Source organism: Micromonospora sp. NPDC049645 (genome assembly GCF_040675155.1).
In the GTDB taxonomy this organism is placed as follows: Bacteria; Actinomycetota; Actinomycetes; order Mycobacteriales; family Micromonosporaceae; genus Micromonospora.
Window position 1 is genome coordinate 487,378 of record NZ_JBFAOI010000001.1, and the last position, 13,083, is coordinate 500,460.

Consider the following 13,083-nt stretch of genomic DNA (forward strand, 5'->3'; position numbering starts at 1 on the left):
CGGACCCGTGACGTCGAGTCGGATGTGCCTGGATGTCACGGTGCCACAGATCGTCCCGAGCGGACAGCCGGAGCCGGTCGTGGCGGATCAGCCCGCGGCGCTGGGGCTGCCCGTCGCGCTGGTGCTGGCCTTCGGTGTGGTCGTCGCGCTCGTGCTGGCCTTCGGTGTGGTCGTCGGAGACGTGCTGGCCGGAGCGCTGGTCGACGCCGGTGGCGTGGTCGTGGGAGTGTTGCTCGGGGTGTTCGAGGGCTTCGGCGTGGTGCTGCCGGTCGGGGTGGGCGTCGGGGTGGTCGTCAGCGTCGGCGTGGGCGTCGGCGTGGTGGTCTTCGTCGGCGAGGGGGTGGGCGTCGGCTTGGTCGTCTTCGTGGGCGACGGGGTGGGCGTCGGCTTCGGGGGCGAGACGGGCGGGGTCGGATTGGTCACGACCGGCGCCGGAACCGCGCCGATCACCCGGGTGGCGGCGTACAGCCGGGACCAGCGGACGACCGAGACCTTGACGACGTCGCCGGTGGTGGGCGCCTGCACCATCTTGCCGTTGCCGACGTACATGCCGACGTGGTGGATCGTCGTCCAGCTGCTGCCCGAGGCGAAGAAGAGCAGGTCGCCGGGGAGCAGCGCGCTCTGCGGAACGGTGCGGCCGCGGGTGGCGGCGTACTGGTCGCGGGAGACCCGGGGCAGGTCGAAGTAGTCAGCGCCGGGGGACCGGTACGCCGCCCACATCAGGCCGGAGCAGTCGAACTGGTCCGGCCCCTCCTCGGACCACTTGTACGGGTCGCCGAGCTGGGCGAGCGCGTAGCGGACCGCGGCCAGGGCCCGGGGGTGCGCGGCCATGCCGCTGACGTTCTGGTTGGCGACGTAGTCGGCGCCGATCTGCTGCTCGGCGGCTTCCTGCTGGCGCTCGATCTCGATCAGCGCGGCGGCGTTGTCCCGGCGCAGCTTGAGCAGGCTCGCCTCGGCGGCGCGTAGCGCGGTCTCGCCCGTGGTGAACTCCGCCTCGGCGGTGGTGAGCAGCGTCTTGGCCTCGGTGTGCCGCTGGTAGGCGGCCTGCTCACCGGCGCGGGCACGGGACAGCTCCCCGGCCACTCCGGTGGTGCCGCCGTCGACCTTCTCGCCGCGGGTGATCTGCTGGAGGCGGCTCAGCCCTCGGATGTCCCGGGCGAGGTCGCCGGGCGGCAGTGCGGCGGCGGCCTTGACGGCCTCGGCGGCGGCGGCGTCGGCCGTCTGCTGGGCTCGGAGCAGCGCGTCCTGCGCGGTCGCCAGCGCCTTGCCGGCCGCGTCGAGCTGCGCCTGTGCGTCGATGCGTTTCTGCCGGCTCACCAGCAACGTCTCGCCGAGTGCACCGACCTGGGCCTCGCCGGCGGCGATCGCGGTGGCGAGTGGGCCGTTGCCGATGTTGACCACCGGCGGGACGGGCACGCCGGCGACGGGTGCACCACCGGGCAGTTGAAGCGAGCCGGTGACCGCCGGGCGCGAGCCGGTGTCCGGCACGGTGGTCGGCACAGCGGGCTCGGCGTACGCGGGGGTGGCCAGCACGGCTGCGGCGATCGCGCCGAGCAGGGCGGCCCAGAGCTTCGGACGCAGGACCGGCGAGATCACCGGGCTCCGTCGTCGCTGCCGTCGCCCGCGCCCGCTGTAGACCATGCCGCTCCCCGTCTGACCGCTCGTCGCCGCGCTCGGTGGGCGCGGCCGTCGGGACGGTACCAGTGTGTGTGTTCCGCCCCACCTTGTTACTACCGCACCTCGCCACTCATGTCGATGCGTGGCCGGGTTACGGGAGGCTGAGAGTCTGGTGAAGTGGGTCGCTGCCGGCGACCGTGCCGGCGGGGTCGTCGGCCGCGCGACGTACGCTCGATCCGGACCGCAGGTGGAAGGGACGTGCCATGGACGCCGGACTCAAGCGTGAGCTCGAAGCGAAGGTGTACGCCGGTGAGCGGCTGACCCGGGAGGACGGGGTCGCCCTCTACGAGAGCGACGACCTGACCTGGTTGGGGCGGCTGGCGCACCACAAGCGCACCGAACTCAACGGCGACCGGGTGATGTTCAACGTCAACCGGCACCTCAACCTGACGAACGTCTGCTCGGCGTCCTGTGCGTACTGCTCGTTCCAGCGCAAGCCGGGCGAGAAGGACGCGTACACGATGCGCATCGACGAGGCGGTTCGCAAGGCCAAGGAGATGGAGGACGAGCAGCTCACCGAGTTGCACATCGTCAACGGCCTGCACCCCACGCTGCCCTGGCGTTACTACCCGAAGGTGCTGCGCGAGCTGAAGGCGGCGCTGCCGACCGTCAAGCTCAAGTGCTTCACGGCGACCGAGGTGCAGTGGTTCGAGAAGATCAGCGGCCTGAGCGCCGACGAGATCCTCGACGAGCTGATGGACGCCGGCCTGGAGTCGCTGACCGGTGGTGGCGCGGAGATCTTCGACTGGGAGGTCCGGCAGCACATCGTCGACCACGCCTGCCACTGGGAAGACTGGTCGCGCATCCACGCCCTCGCGCACCGCAAGGGCATGAAGACCCCGGCGACGATGCTGTACGGCCACATCGAGGAGCCCCGGCACCGCGTCGACCACGTGCTGCGGCTGCGCGAGTTGCAGGACGAGACCGGCGGCTTCGCGGTCTTCATCCCACTGCGCTACCAGCACGACTTCGTCGACTCGGCGGACGGCAAGATCCGTAACCGGATCCAGGCGCGTACCACGATGGCCTCGCCGGCCGAGTCGCTGAAGACGTTCGCGGTCTCCCGGCTGCTCTTCGACAACGTGCCGCACCTGAAGAACTTCTGGGTGATGCACGGGCTGTCGGTGGCGCAGCTGTCGCTGAACTTCGGCGTGGACGACCTGGACGGCTCCGTCGTCGAATACAAGATCACTCACGACGCCGACTCGTACGGCACCCCGAACACCATGCACCGCGACGATCTGCTGCACCTGATCTGGGACGCCGGCTTCCAGCCGGTCGAGCGGGACACCCGCTACAACGTGGTCCGGGAGTACGACAAGGCCCCGTCGTTGGCCGAGCGGCGCGCCGAGCCGCAGCAGGTCTGGGCCTGAGCCACCACGTACCCTCGCAGTCGATGACCGAGCAACGAGCACCCGAGCAGCAGGGCGGGTTTCCCCGCCGGGACGCCGAGGGGCACATCCGTACCCTGGGCGATCTGCTCGGGGTGTGCCTGGCCGGCCTGGTCATCGGCGTGTTGGCGTTGGTGCTGTTCGAGTGGGCGTTCGCCTCGATCGGCAGCGGCGACTTCGGGCACACCAACGGTTGGCTGGCGGTGATCCTGCCCGCCTGGCTGTTCTGGGACGATTTCCGGGCCTGGGAGTTCGGCGCGGCCCGGGTGGTGGCGGCGGTGGTCGCCGCCGCCGTCGGGGTGTTCGTCGGGCTGCTGGTCGCCGGGCTGGCCTCCGGGCTGCCGCCGCTGGTGTCGGGAGCGTTGGCCGCGGCGGGGTTCACCGTGGCGTACGCGACGGTGTGGTTCCCGGGCGTCCGTTGGCTGGCCCGCCGCACCGGCTGACCACGACCGCCCGTCGGGCGGATCGACCCTTCCGCCGGCAGTGGCGGTCGACGGAGAGAACGGAGTGGTGCAGGTGAGCGCCGCGCTCAAGTACACGCTGGGCCGGATCGGGCTGTTCGTCGCCGTGCTGGCGGGCCTCTGGCTGATCGACATGAACGTGTTCCTGAAGCTGATGCTGGCGCTGGTGTTCTCGGCCGCGCTCTCCTTCTTCCTGCTGCGCGGTTGGCGCGACGAGATGGCCGCCGAGATCGCCGAAGCCGCCGAGCGCCGCCGCACGGAGAAGGAACGCCTCCGCTCCGCCCTGGCCGGCGACGACCAGAACCCCACCCCCGACCAGCCACCCACCGACCAGCCCTCGCGTTGATCAAGAGGTTTGCGTCACCGGGAGCCGTTCCGTGACGCAAACCTCTTGATCACCCGTCTCGGGGATGGGTTACCAGTTGGTGGAGCCGGGGGCCTTGGGCCAGGGCTTTGACGTGGGCTTGATCAGGTACGCGATTCCGCCGGAGCCGCCGGAGACGCCGCCGCTGGCGTTGGTGCGCTTGGTACGCAGCCAGATCTGCTCGAACTGCGCACGCTTGTAGACGTTGCGCACCACGTCGTTGCTCGACGAGGCGGGATCGTTGACGATCACGTCGCCGTCAGCGGTGAAACCGACCACCACGAAGAGGTGCCCCGAGGTGCCGTAGTTCGCTCCGTCCAACTCGCTGGCGAGGAAGGACTGACTGGTCACGACGGGGATGCCGGCGGCGATGAACCGCTCCAGCTCGTCCAGCGAGTGCAGCCGGGTCACCCGACCCTCCAGTCCGGCGAAGCTGGCCGCGTACGCGGTGTTGAACGGCCAGTTGCCGGCGCCGTCGTACGCGTAGTCGTAGGTCATCCGGGCGGCGTGGTTCACCGTCGGGTCGGGGTAGGTCGGGTCCACCCAGGAGGTGTCGGCCTCCGACGGCCTGCGACCCCAGTATTCGACCACCATCTCCGTCGAGGTGGGCGAGCACCACGCCTCGCCGCCGCCGTCGTACTCGGGGTAGTGCCCGGCGTGCACGTTCTGCGAATAGCGCGGCACCGGCAGCTCCCGGCCCCAGGCGATGTGCCCGGCGCTCGGCGGCACGGTGAACCGGTCCGGCACGTTGGAACTCATCGCGCCCAGCATCCGGACCACCGGTGCGGCGCTCTGCCCGGGTGCCCGGTAGAGCGTCAGCTTCAGCTGGTACGACCGCAGCAGCACCCCGGCGGCGGCGTCGTCGATGCTGAAGGTGTCGGTCCAGATGGTCGACCAGGGGTCGCCCTGCCGGTCGACGCTGGTCCGCTTGATGTCGGTGTCGCCGGACGCCCACCGACCCAGGACGTACCACGGGGTCTGGTCGCCGCTGGTGTAGCTGCCCTGCATCTCGACCTGGATCCAGGTGCCGGCGGGGGTCTCGGCGTTCCAGGAGGCGATCAGCTCGGTGGCGTCGAACCCGATCCGGGTCACCGGTGCGGTCCAGGTGCCGTACTCCCAGGTGCGGGTGGTGCCGGTGTGCGGGTCCGCGTACTCGATGGTGCCGGCGGGGCGGGCCAGGGTGACGCCCGCTCGGGCACCGGGCACGACGCGGGTGCCGTCGCGGCTGCCCCGGTGCCAGTCGGCGGGCCCGGACCAGTCCTGGAAGGTGATCTGCTCGTCGTGGCCGGTGGCGGGCGGGTGGGCCGCCACGGCGGGCGTAGCGGTGCTGAGCAGGGCGAGCGCGGTGACGCCGGCGAGGGCGGCGGCGCGTAGGCGGGATCTGGCCATGGGTGCTCCGCGGTGTCGAGGGGGCATCGTCGCTGGTCAGTTTTCCGCTCGGAGGGAAGTTTCGCCATACGTTGATGGGTGGAAAATCATTGCCGCCGTGATGATCCGCTTGGGATGCATAACGCAGCGATCGATATTGATATGACCATGTGACAGGTGGTGAAGTGTCCTTCACCGAGCGGGATCTCCCGCCCTCTGAGGAGGTTGTCCATGGCCCTCCGCACGCCCATCCCCCTCCGCCGTGTCCTGGTGCTCGCCGTCGTCACCGGGCTGGGAATCGTCACCGTCGCCGCCGGTCCGGTCGCCGCCCGACCGGCACCGGACCGGAGCGCCGAGCAGGTCGCCACCGGCTACCGGGTGCTCGGGCCCCGGACCGTCGCCGACCGCACCGCGGTGGCCCGCACCGGAGCCGCCATCGACTACTCCGAACACGGGGTGCTGCACATCTCGGCCACCGCGGCCGAGGCCGCCGCGATCGGCAAGCTCGGCTTCCGGCTGGAACCGCTCGCCCCGCCGCCCAATGCCGAGCGCGGCGCCGGCGAGGTGGGCACACTGGCCTTCCCGCCGGCCGACTCCAACTACCACGACTACGCGGAGTTGACCGCCGTCGTGAACCAGGTCGTCGCCGACCACCCGGCGATCGCCCGCAAGATCAGCATCGGTTCGTCGTACGAGGGCCGCGACCTGATGGCGGTGAAGATCTCCGACAACGTCGGCACCGACGAGAGCGAGCCGGAGATCCTGTTCAACTCCCAACAGCACGCCCGCGAGCACCTGACCGTCGAGATGGCGATCTACCTGCTCAACCTCTTCACCGACAGCTACGGCAGCGACTCCCGGATCACCAACATCGTCAACAGCCGGGAGATCTGGATCGTGCCGACGGTCAACCCGGACGGCAGCGAGTACGACATCGCCACCGGGTCGTACCGGTCCTGGCGCAAGAACCGGCAGCCCAACAGCGGTTCGTCGAACGTCGGCACCGACCTGAACCGCAACTGGGGCTACAACTGGGGTTGCTGCGGCGGCTCGTCCGGCACCACCTCGTCGGAGACCTACCGGGGCCCGTCGGCGTTCTCCGCACCGGAGACGCAGGCGTTGCGCAACTTCGTCAACGGTCGCGTCGTCGGCGGTGTCCAGCAGATCAAGGCCAACATCGACTTCCACACGTACTCGGAGCTGGTGCTCTGGCCGTACGGCTACACCACCGCGAACACCGCCACCGGGATGAACGCGGACCAGTACAACACCTTCGCCACCATCGGGCAGCAGATGGCGGCCACCAACAACTACACGCCGGAACAGTCGAGCGACCTCTACATCACCGACGGGGACAGCCTGGACTGGATGTGGGCCACCCACAACATCTGGGCGTACACCTTCGAGATGTACCCGGGCTCGTCCGGCGGCGGCGGTTTCTACCCGCCCGACGAGGTGATCGGAGCGCAGACCTCCCGCAACCGGGAGGCGGTGCTGATCCTCAGCGAGTACGCCGACTGCCCGTACCGGGCCATCGGCAAGCAGGCGCAGTACTGCGGCGGCGGTGGCGGCACCACGGTCTGGTCGGACACCTTCGAGACCGCCACCGGCTGGACCGTCAACCCGTCCGGCACCGACACCGCCACGGCCGGCGCGTTCGAGCGGGGCGCCGCCCAGGCCACCACGTCCTCCGGAGCCAAGCAGCTCACCCCGTACGCCGGGTCCAACGACCTGGTCACCGGCCGGCTGGCCGGCTCGGCGGCCGGTGACTACGACGTCGACGGCGGCGTGACCAGTGCCCGGTCCCCGGCGGTGACCCTGCCGTCGTCCGGCACGCTGACCCTCTCGCTCGCCTGGTACCTGGCGCACGGCTCGAACGCCTCGTCGGCGGACTACCTGCGGGTGAGTGTGGTGCACAACGGCGGCACCACGGCGCTGCTCACCCAGGCCGGCGCGGCCAGCAACCGCAACGGAAGCTGGGCGGTCGCTAACCTCAACCTCACCCCGTACGCAGGTCAGTCGGTCCGCGTGCTCGTCGAGGCGGTGGACGCGTCCGGGGCCAGCCTGGTGGAGGCGGCTGTGGACAACGTCACCATCACGTCCTCCTGATCGGGTGGGGCCCCGTCCCGCCCCGGCGGGGCCCCACCACCCGCTCCCGAGCCTCCAGATACGGGACATATCCCTCGCTGTGCGGCGTTCAACCGATCGCCCGACGCCAATCGATCCTTGATCGATCCGGCACGTCGGGGCGGTGCGCTACCGTCTTAGCGACCAGTCCGCAGCGAAGCCGGTGGGTATCCCGGCGCTGTCCCGCAACTGTGATGCCCCACCAGCCGGTGGGGACGAGCCAGGTCGCCTACGGATCGGTCGCGATACGCGCTCTCGAGGAAGGGCGCCTCGTGGGCGGGCGTACGAAAGTCCCTGTCGGCGAAGCACCACACTCCTCGACCGACAGGAGGCCCCCATGTTCAGACGTACCCCTCGGCTCTTCGCGGCGACCCTCGCGGTCACCGCGCTCGCCCTCGGCGCCTGCGCCGAGAAGGCCGACGACAAGCCCAGCGCCGGCACCGCAGCCGCCGCGTACCCGGTCACGGTCGGCGCGCTCACCCTCGACAAGCGCCCCGAGAAGATCGTCGTGCTGTCGCCCAGCGCCACCGAGATGCTCTTCGCGATCGGCGCCGGCCCGCAGGTGACCGCCGTCGACGACCAGTCGAACTACCCGGCCGACGCGCCCAAGACCGACCTCTCCGCGTTCCAGCCGAACGCCGAGGCGATCGCCGGCAAGAACCCCGACCTGGTGGTGCTCTCCGACGACCGCAACAAGATCGTCGACCAGCTCACCAAGCTGAAGATCCCGGTGTACCGGACCCCGGCGGCGATCACGATCGACGACTCGTACCGGCAGATCACCGAGCTGGGCACGCTGACCGGGCACGCCGACCAGGCCACCGACGTCACCACCCGGATGAAGGACGACATCGCCAAGCTGGTCAAGGACCTGCCGCAGCGCGCCGAGAAGCTGACCTACTTCCACGAGTTGGGCCCGGAGCTGTACAGCGCCACCAGCAAGACCTTCATCGGCTCGCTCTACAGCCAGGTCGGCCTGACCAACATCGCCGACCCGGCCGACGCGGACGGCAAGAACTTCGGCTACCCGCAGCTCTCCCAGGAGTTCATCGTCAAGGCCGACCCGGACTTCGTCTTCCTGGCCGACGCCAAGTGCTGCCAGCAGAACGCCGACACGGTCAAGGCGCGCAGCGGCTGGGCGGGTCTCACCGCCGTGAAGAACAACCAGGTCGTCGCCCTGGACGACGACATCGCCTCCCGCTGGGGCCCGCGTGTCGTGGATCTGCTCCGGGTCATCATCGACGCGGTCGCCAAGGTGCCCGCGTGACCGTCGTCCGTCGGTGACCCGGCCGCTGTCCGCGGCCCGGCCGGCTGGGCCGCTTCCCGTGGCCCGGCCGGCCGGGCTGCGCAAGCGTTGGCTGGCCGCCGGGGTGTTCGCGGTGCTCGTCGCCCTCGTCGTCGGGGTGTCGCTCGGCCCGGTGAGCCTGCCCCCGGGCAGCGTCGCCGCCGAGCTGCTCAACCTGTTTCCCGGGGTGCACCTGGACAGCGGTCTGACCGAGCGCGAGATCGCCATCGTCACCGAGCTGCGCCTGCCCCGGGTGGTGCTGGGCCTGCTCGTCGGCGGCCTGCTCGCCCTCGCCGGTGGCTGCTACCAGGGGGTGTTCCGTAACCCGCTGGCCGACCCGTACCTGCTCGGGGTGGCTGCCGGTGCCGGCCTCGCGGTCACCGCGGCGATCGCCCTGGGCGGCGCCGGCCGGGAGGGCACGCTCTCCGGGTTGCCGTTGACCATTCCGCTGGCCGCGTTCGCCGGCTCGCTGCTCGCCGTCACGATGACCTACGTGCTCGGCGCGGCCGGCGGGCGGCGCGGTTCACCGGCGATGCTGATCCTGGCCGGGGTGGCGGTCTCCGCGTTCCTGTCCGCCGGGCAGACGTACCTCCTGCAACGGCACGCCGACAGCATCCAGCCGGTCTACTCCTGGCTGCTCGGCCGGCTGGCCACCGCCGGTTGGCACGACGTGCTGCTGGTGCTGCCGTACGCCGCGGTGACCACGGTGGTGGTGCTGCTGCACCGCCGCGAGCTGGACGTCCTCGCGGTCGGCGACGACGAGGCGAGGAGTCTGGGCCTGCACCCGCAGCGCACCCGATACCTGTTGATCGCCGCCGCTTCCCTGGGCACCGCGGCGGCGGTCTCCGCGACCGGGCTGATCGGCTTCGTCGGCATCATCGTGCCGCACACCGTCCGACTGCTCGCCGGGTCCAGCTACCGGGTGATCCTGCCGATGTCGCTGCTGTTCGGTGGCGCTTTCCTGGCGTTGACCGACGTGGTGGCCCGCACCGCCGCCGCTCCGGCTGAGGTGCCGATCGGCGTGGTTACCGCCCTGCTGGGCGGCCCGTTCTTCGTCCTGGTGCTGCGCACCGCCCGGCGGGTGCTCACGTGAGCCAGGAACCCCCACCCGGGGCGCCGGCCGTCGAGGTGCGCGGGCTGCATGTCGCGCTCGGCGGCACGCCGATCCTGACCGGCGTCGACCTCACCGTCGCCGCCGGCGAGTGGGTCACCGTGATCGGCCCGAACGGCGCAGGCAAGTCGACCCTGTTGCGCGCCGTCGGCGGCCTGCTGCCCGCGCCTGGGGCGATCACCCTGTTCGGTACGCCGAGTGCGGCGCTGCGCCGTCGGGACCGGGCCCGGGTGGTGGCCACGGTGGCACAGTCCCCGGTGGTGCCGTCCGGCATGTCGGTGCTGGACTACGTGCTGCTCGGCCGCACCCCGTACATCCCGACCCTGGGGCGGGAGTCGACCGCCGACGTCGACGCCGTACACGAGGTGCTCCGGCGGTTGGACCTCACCGGCTTCCACCCTCGTGAGCTGGCCACCCTCTCCGGTGGCGAACGGCAGCGGGTGTTCCTCGCCCGCGCGCTCGCCCAGGGCGCGACGCTGCTGCTGCTCGACGAACCGACCAGCGCGCTCGACATCGGCCACCAGCAGGACGTGCTCGAACTCGTCGACCAGCTACGCCGCGAGCACGGCCTGACCGTGCTGGCCACGATGCACGACCTCTCCCTGGCCGGCGAGTACGCCGACCGGATGGTGATGCTCGCCGCCGGTCAGGTGGTGGCCGCCGGGACCCCGTCCGAGGTGCTGACCGAGGAGCTGCTCGCCACCCACTACCGGGCCAGCGTCCGGGTGGTCCCCGGTGCCCACGGCCCGCTGGTGGTCCCGGTCCGCCCCATCCGACCCTGAGGCTGCCCGGGGTCAGGGGCCCAGGTCGATGACGGAGAACAGGGCGCCCTGGGGGTCGCGGAGGGCGGCGAACCGGCCCGCCGGGATGTCCCGGGGCGGGACCAGGATCGTGCCGCCCAGCTCGGAGGCGCGGGCCGCGGCGGCGTCCGCGTCGGCGACCGCGAAGTACACCGTCCAGTACGCGGGCAGGTCGGCCGGGAAGTCGTCGGCGAGCGGCGGCATCATCCCGGCGACGATCTGCGTCCCGAGCCGCCACCCGGTGTACGTCATGGCGCCCACCGCCTGGTCGTCGGGCTGCCAGCCGAACACCAGCTCGTAGAAGACCTTCGCGCCCTCGGGGTCGGGGGTGACCAGCTCGTTCCAGCTCATCGCGCCCGGCACGTTGAACACCTCGGCGCCGGCCATGGTCAGCGGCTGCCAGACGCTGAACGTGGCGCCGGCCGGGTCGGCGAAGACCGCCATCCAGCCCCGGTCGAAGACCTCGAACGGTGGCACGACGACCTGCCCGCCGGCCCGTTCGACCCGGCCGGCGACCAGCTCCGCGTCGTCGGTGGCCAGGTACGTCGACCAGATGGGCACCTGGTCCGGGATCGCCGGCGGGCCGGCGCCGGCCACCGGCTTACCGTCGAGCAGGAAGACCGTGTAGCCGCCCGCCTCGGGCTCCGGGGTGACCTGGCCGGTCCAGCCGAACAGCTCCGGGTAGAAACGCCGGGCGTCGGTCAGGTCCGGGGTGGCCAGGTCGGCCCAGCAGGGCGTACCCGGCGGGACGGTGCTCACGTCAAGACCCCTCTCGGTCCGGGCGGCCACGGTGGCCCCCTGCCGGAATCCTGGCACCGTCCCGCCGCGGCCCGGGGCCGAAACGGACGAATCGTCAGCTGAACCGGCGACCCTCGTCCCGCCGGTACGCCCATCCGGCGAGCGTGGCGAGCAGCACCACCCAGACCCCGATCATGATCAGTGCCAGCGGCGGCGCCAGGCCGGCACGCGGCCCGCGAACCGGGGTGCCGGACCGTCCGGCAAGGTCCGGGTGTACGGGTTCCAGGGCTGGTCGCGGTCCTCGGCGTAGGTGGCACCGACCGCACAGTCGAGGTGGGGTGACCCCGCCGCCACGCACGGGGCCCCCGATCACGGCGAGCAGTGCCTATGGTGGGTAGTCGTAGCGACTGATCCGTCGCACAGGCCACAGGGGAGGGTCCGTGTCGAGCCCGAGCAATGAGCTGGAGGTCCAGCCGGAAGCTCTGCTGGCATTCGCCGCAGGGTCCAAGGATCGGGCGGCCCGTTTTCGCGAGCTGCACCGCTCGTTCGGCGACGGGCACGTGCCACGGCACGCCTTCGGGGTCATGCCGGCGTCCTTCGGCCTCGCGGCGGCGTACGCCGAGCAGTTCGAGGCGTGCCTGCAAGGGCTCGCCGACGGTGCCGAGATGATGGCGGACATCGCCGAGGGGCTCACCGACACCGCCGGCGCCTACACCGGCACCGACGTGGCCAACACCGACCTGTTCGTGCCGGGCCGCCCGCCGGCTCCCGACGTGATCGCGCCCGGCCCCTGGTCGGGTGGCGCCGGCGCGCCGAGCGGGCAGGTGCCCGCGTGAGCACCGAGGCGCTGCAGCGCAACAAGACCTACTTCGAGCAGATCGTGTCGGGCACGCCCGACCCGTTCAAGCCGCTGTCCAACGCGGTGCTCTGGCCGTTCGAGCAACTCCTCGAGCTGGTCGCCGGAGAACCGGACGACCTGATGCGGGCCGCGCAGCTCTGCCTGGACACCGGCACGGCCGTGCGGGAGATCGCCGGTGACCAGATCGCCGACCGGGCCCGGTTGCGTGGCGCCTGGACGGGCGACGCCGCCGACAGCTTCCACGCCTCGATGGAGTCGGTGGAGGCGGCGATCGAGGAGCTGGCTCAGGGGCTCGACGGCACCAAGGAGGTGCTCGTCGAGGCGGCGAACGCGGCCGTCGACGCGTTCAACCTGCTGGTCGAGCTGATCCTCGAGTTCCTGCTCTGGTTCCTCACCGAAGTGATCATCGCGGCGGTCGCCGCGGCGTTGAGCGCCGGCGTCTCGCTGGCCGCCACGGTGGTCCGGGTGCTGGCCCGGCTCGCCACCACTGTGGGCCGGATGGTCAAGATCGTTGCTCGGTTCGCCGAGGTGCTCACCCGCCTCGCCGCCCGGCTCGGCAAGGTCGCCGGGCAGCTCCGCAAGTACGCCGACACCGTCATGGAGATCAAGAAGCGCAAGAAGCAGTACAAGCTGCTCAGTAAGGGCGGCTGGTCGGCCGAGGGGCGGGCCTTCCAGGTCGAGAAGTTCAAGACCCTCTTCCCCGGCAAATTCGTCATCAACCAGGTCTCGCCGGTGAACGTCCCCGGCTTCGGCGGCGCACTGCTGGACACCGGGGTGGGTCTGCACGACATCTCCGACGGGCACAAGGACCGCAACTACCTGGTGGACGGCACGTACCGCGAGGATCTGGGCCCGTACACCGAGGGTGTGCAGAATGTCTTCGACTCCATCCTGAACTGAGA

At 71.1% G+C, this 13,083-nt stretch carries 13 protein-coding genes; 9 read left to right on the forward strand and 4 right to left on the reverse strand.

What is annotated here, in order from left to right; all coding sequences use genetic code 11:
• Positions 1–87: 87 nt before the first annotated feature.
• Positions 88–1,641 carry a C40 family peptidase gene (locus AB0J33_RS02380; protein ID WP_363609001.1) on the reverse strand — a complete coding sequence of 518 codons (1,554 nt, stop codon included), beginning with the start codon at positions 1,639–1,641 and terminating at the stop codon, positions 88–90.
• A gap of 239 nt (positions 1,642–1,880) precedes the next feature.
• On the opposite strand from AB0J33_RS02380, the gene mqnE reads away from it, so the two are divergent.
• The 3 genes from mqnE to AB0J33_RS02395 all read left to right on the forward strand — a co-directional run bounded on the left by mqnE (position 1,881) and on the right by AB0J33_RS02395 (position 3,875).
• Positions 1,881–3,050, forward strand: coding sequence for an aminofutalosine synthase MqnE (gene mqnE / locus AB0J33_RS02385; protein WP_357646045.1), 1,170 nt, complete (start codon positions 1,881–1,883; stop codon positions 3,048–3,050).
• Positions 3,051–3,073: 23 nt separating this feature from the next.
• Positions 3,074–3,511, forward strand: a complete 438-nt coding sequence (locus AB0J33_RS02390; RefSeq protein WP_363609003.1) for a hypothetical protein — start codon at positions 3,074–3,076, stop codon at positions 3,509–3,511.
• Between the two features lie 73 nt (positions 3,512–3,584).
• Positions 3,585–3,875: a DUF4229 domain-containing protein gene (locus AB0J33_RS02395; RefSeq protein WP_363610186.1), complete on the forward strand. Its 291-nt coding sequence runs from the start codon at positions 3,585–3,587 to the stop codon at positions 3,873–3,875.
• A 69-nt stretch (positions 3,876–3,944) separates the two neighbouring features.
• Here AB0J33_RS02395 and AB0J33_RS02400 read toward each other — a convergent pair whose 3' ends face one another.
• On the reverse strand, positions 3,945–5,282 hold the full coding sequence (locus AB0J33_RS02400; RefSeq protein WP_363609005.1) for a C39 family peptidase: 1,338 nt from the start codon (positions 5,280–5,282) through the stop codon (positions 3,945–3,947).
• A 210-nt stretch (positions 5,283–5,492) separates the two neighbouring features.
• Here AB0J33_RS02400 and AB0J33_RS02405 point away from each other — a divergent pair, with 210 nt between their 5' ends.
• From AB0J33_RS02405 to AB0J33_RS02420, 4 genes are all read left to right on the forward strand, one after another.
• Positions 5,493–7,370, forward strand: coding sequence for a M14 family metallopeptidase (locus AB0J33_RS02405; protein ID WP_363609007.1), 1,878 nt, complete (start codon positions 5,493–5,495; stop codon positions 7,368–7,370).
• Between the two features lie 355 nt (positions 7,371–7,725).
• A complete protein-coding gene (locus tag AB0J33_RS02410) occupies positions 7,726–8,655 on the forward strand; it encodes an ABC transporter substrate-binding protein (protein ID WP_363609009.1) in 930 nt (309 codons plus the stop codon).
• A gap of 13 nt (positions 8,656–8,668) precedes the next feature.
• A complete protein-coding gene (locus tag AB0J33_RS02415) occupies positions 8,669–9,766 on the forward strand; it encodes an iron ABC transporter permease (RefSeq protein ID WP_363609011.1) in 1,098 nt (365 codons plus the stop codon).
• Positions 9,763–10,566 (forward strand): ABC transporter ATP-binding protein, encoded by an 804-nt coding sequence (locus AB0J33_RS02420; protein ID WP_363609013.1) that lies wholly within the window; start codon positions 9,763–9,765, stop codon positions 10,564–10,566. The genes AB0J33_RS02415 and AB0J33_RS02420 overlap by 4 nt, the downstream gene beginning before the upstream one ends.
• Positions 10,567–10,578: 12 nt before the next feature.
• Here the strand turns inward: AB0J33_RS02420 and AB0J33_RS02425 are convergent, their stop codons facing one another.
• Together AB0J33_RS02425 and AB0J33_RS02430 are read right to left on the reverse strand one after the other, a co-directional pair.
• Positions 10,579–11,343 carry a VOC family protein gene (locus AB0J33_RS02425; RefSeq protein WP_363609015.1) on the reverse strand — a complete coding sequence of 255 codons (765 nt, stop codon included), beginning with the start codon at positions 11,341–11,343 and terminating at the stop codon, positions 10,579–10,581.
• A 94-nt stretch (positions 11,344–11,437) separates the two neighbouring features.
• The gene (locus AB0J33_RS02430; RefSeq protein ID WP_363609017.1) at positions 11,438–11,695 is read right to left on the reverse strand and encodes a hypothetical protein; all 258 of its coding nucleotides are present in this window, start codon (positions 11,693–11,695) and stop codon (positions 11,438–11,440) included.
• Between the two features lie 67 nt (positions 11,696–11,762).
• Here AB0J33_RS02430 and AB0J33_RS02435 point away from each other — a divergent pair, with 67 nt between their 5' ends.
• Both AB0J33_RS02435 and AB0J33_RS02440 read left to right on the forward strand, forming a co-directional pair.
• On the forward strand, positions 11,763–12,158 hold the full coding sequence (locus AB0J33_RS02435) for a type VII secretion target (RefSeq protein WP_363609019.1): 396 nt from the start codon (positions 11,763–11,765) through the stop codon (positions 12,156–12,158).
• Complete coding sequence (locus AB0J33_RS02440) at positions 12,155–13,081, forward strand: WXG100 family type VII secretion target (protein WP_363609021.1); 927 nt, start codon at positions 12,155–12,157, stop codon at positions 13,079–13,081. Before AB0J33_RS02435 ends, AB0J33_RS02440 begins: the two co-directional genes overlap by 4 nt.
• Positions 13,082–13,083 lie beyond the last annotated feature (2 nt).